The organism is Caballeronia arationis (assembly GCF_001544975.2).
GTDB lineage: Bacteria > Pseudomonadota > Gammaproteobacteria > Burkholderiales > Burkholderiaceae > Caballeronia > Caballeronia arationis.
Window position 1 is genome coordinate 1 of the sequence record NZ_FCOG02000304.1, and the last position, 3407, is coordinate 3407.

Here is a 3407-nt window from a genome sequence, read left to right on the forward strand (position 1 = left end):
GCGGTTGCGCACCCAGCGTTAAAACCGTGTTCGGCAACTGGACGATCGAGATTTGTGGTGTTGTCGACGGACCCGGACGTAGAAAATTCGAGGCCTGTTGCAGCACCGGCTCAGGCGTCGGTGCGGCATTCCCGGCCCCGAATCGAAAGTCCTGTGTTACCTGCGCACTATAAAAATCCGCCATCTGCGCGTAAGACGACTTTCGTTGATTCGGCTGAGTTTCCATTTCGTAGCTATGCAAATAGCGTTGCGGTTCTGGTATGGGCGGAACAAGCTCCACGGGCAGAGGTGCAATGCTCGCAACCACCATCGTTCCGGGCGATTCGATGACAAGGCCTTCCGCGAATGCATATCCGCTCAGCATAAAAAATATTGCGCCGACAATCCTTTCGTTCAGGCACGTCATGGGCATGCCTCCAATGAAGGAATTGAAACGTCACAGTACCTACCGTTCCCTCTTGAACAGGCCGCCTTTGTAGCTTCGCCTGCACTCACATTGTAGACAGTCCTTCGCGTCTGGCTAGCCCAATGTGTGTCGCGTCTTCCATGCCACGGCAACCGATATCTGCGATCGTCTCCGACATGACGATGAACGCAAAGCTAGCGGCAGGGGTCATGGCAGCCTCCTAGACGAGATCTCTCTATAACATCGGACTCCAGTGCATCCCCACTTAACGTTGAGCAGCTTAGACCCAACGCAGAGACAGCGGTTGCTTTCAAAGAATTGCGGCCACCTTTCCTTTGCTTCCCCGACTGGTACTCAGCAAAGTCCACAAGCCGTCACGGCGTCGATTCTGCAGCTACATAGTGCGAAAATCGCAGAGCCGGTGCGCCCAACACAATGCCTCGCCTTCCCCGCATCTCGAAACGAAGATGCGGTATGAAATGAACCTCGCTGCAAGCTGTTTGCGAAACTGTGAAGCGCGCAGCAGATGCCGCTTGAGCGCGAAATGTTGCCGGTCGATCCGAAGCACGAGAGAAATGCGTGCGTGCGTTTGGGCTTGCTAAAGCCGCGCGTGCGACCCTCGCGTTCGCGTGTCGGCTGGTGAAGTTTCTCAGCTAGGTTGTCGCCCCGGGCCGCCGCTTCGACGAACACATGCTTTTCGCCCGCAAGCTCCGGAATCTCCGCCTTCCGCTAGATAGCTGCGCAGCTGATCCGTCACGATCTTGCGAGGCACCGGGCATAAGCGCATCAGCGCTTGAAGAAGCGTTTGGCCGCAGCCTTGTCGCGCAGCTTTTGTTTCAGAATGTCGAGTTCCGCGCCATGTTCGTCGACCGCACGCCATAGAGATCAGGCTCGCCGCGGAACTTCACGAACATTTCGTCAAGATGACATGTGCCGCCAGGATTGCGGTGCGCCGCTTTCACCCGATGGGCAAAGCCTGCGCCAAACTTATCGCACCAGCACCGGATCGCCTCATAGGTCACGATCACGCCGCGCTCAAACAGGAGTTCCTCGATGTCACGCAAGCTCAACTGATTGCGGCAATACCAGCGCACGGCGCAACTGCGGACCTCGGCTGGGAAACGATGACCGTTGCATCGACCGGTTGAATCCGCCATCGACTTCGATTTCTTCAGCACGCCATTTTACGCGTCTGGCACAACAACCTGACAATGCCGATAGCGATGCTGTATGAATGTGCTGGCACGGATTCATGTTTCGCTGTCTGTCCCGGTGCTTGCCGCACACAAGGCGGCAAATACGAACAGCTGGCGCCTCCGATCAAGATTCCACACTTTCGGTCGTGACGGGGCGCTTGAGCAACTGCACGCCTTCGAGACGCAGCGTTAAGGCCATGGCTGCCGCAATTGATGTTTCGACGGCAAGCGCCGTCGCAGCGGCGCCTTGCTCGCCAAATAACTTCGCGAGCACCGCGAGCAAACCGAAATTCAGCGCCGCAGATGCGATCAGCACACGACTGAATGCCGAGTTCATTCCAAGCGGAAGCATCATCTGAACGCCGAACAGATCGGACAAACTCGACATCAGCGGTACAAACGCCAACCAACGCAGCACGTCGGCGGTGGGTCCGTATTGTGGGCCGTAGAGCAGCTTCACCGCGAGCGGAGCGCTGAAGAAAATGCCTAGCGAGAGTAGCGCAGCGATGCCGCCCTGCAACACGAACGTCTTGCGCAGAAAGGCGAACGCATCGTCGCGCGCGTGATGCATCAAAAAGCTCACGCGCGGATAAGCTGCGGTTCTCATCGGCTGCAACATGCCGAGCGCCGCGCGAATGAGCTTGTCGCCCGCGGCAAAGTAGCCGCCCGCCTCATTGCCCGCCATTAGAGTCAGCAGTACGATATTGCTCGACGCATAGATCTCCACCAGCGAGGTGGCAATGAATACGCTCCATCCTTCCCTGAGCCGCCCGAGCGCGGTTCTGATGGAGACAGGCACGAAGTCGATGTCGCGGCGGAAATAGAGGAACGTGCAGCTTGCGATGCCAGACAACAGCGGGACCAGCATGTTGACCAGCATTGCGATGTAGACATCATCGCGATGACGCACGAACAGATACATGGCGGGTACGCTGAGTGCGCGGCCAGCAAACACGAAGCCGCCGATCGGCGCAAGGTCTTCCACCCCTGGAAGTACCACGTCGGAATGAACATTGCACCGACGGCCATGCCGAAGCCTGTAAGCAGCAACTCACGGTTCTCGGCGAGCAGCGGCACGATGAGCGTCAGCGTCAGCAGAACGACAAAGCTGCCGAACACGAGGAGCGCCTGCGCCGACATCGTTTCCCAGAAGATTCGCGAACGCGTCGCGCGGTCGTCCCGATTGATCGATATCTTCGGCGTGGCCGTGAGCGAGAAGCTGAAATTTACCAGCGTGATGAAATAAGTGGTGAAAGCCAGCGCGAATGAAAGACGTCCGTATTCGTTCGGACCGAGCACGCGCGCGAGCCAGGGCAGTGTCAGAAGCGGCGCCAGGTAAGTGGACACCTGCAACGTCATCAGAATCGTAAAGTTCCTCTTGAAAGAAGCCATTAAGCGGTTTGTCCCCAGGCGCCTGATGATGCCGTAGTTGAAGTATGACGGGATCGTTTCCGATCGCTCAGCCACAGCGGGCGGAATGATGCGAACACTCCGGATGCGAAAGGAGCCGCTCGTTTAATGAATCGACGACTCGACCTGCCGTCAACAAGTCACCTGACTCAGATGCTTATTGCGCTCAGCTTGAGCTTCTCCCATTTGAGGTCCGAGAAGCAAGGGCCTTGCGTGGCTTCGCTCAATTTGACGTCGTTGTGTTCCGCGTTCCACTCCATCACTATCACTTTTTCGTCGACATCGACAGTCACATCCCAACCCACGCAACGCGCGTAAGGCATCTTTGCATGAAGCTCGATCACCTTGCGCACGCAGTCCGCGAACGCCGGCAGCGTCACGCCCTCGAATCTCGT

The 3407-nt window shown here is 57.4% G+C and carries 2 protein-coding genes and 2 pseudogenes; all 4 read right to left on the bottom strand.

What is annotated here, in order from left to right; translation table 11 throughout:
- On the bottom strand, positions 1-406 hold a 406-nt coding region (locus AWB81_RS41295), incomplete at its 3' end, for a hypothetical protein (protein ID WP_062644234.1).
- A 394-nt stretch (positions 407-800) separates the two neighbouring features.
- Positions 801-1563 (bottom strand): annotated as a pseudogene (locus tag AWB81_RS41300) (IS6 family transposase).
- Positions 1564-1726: 163 nt separating this feature from the next.
- Positions 1727-2994 (bottom strand): annotated as a pseudogene (locus AWB81_RS41305) (flippase).
- 167 nt (positions 2995-3161) lie between these two features.
- Positions 3162-3407: sugar-transfer associated ATP-grasp domain-containing protein (locus AWB81_RS41310; RefSeq protein ID WP_327373428.1), on the bottom strand; the 246-nt coding region annotated here is incomplete at its 5' end.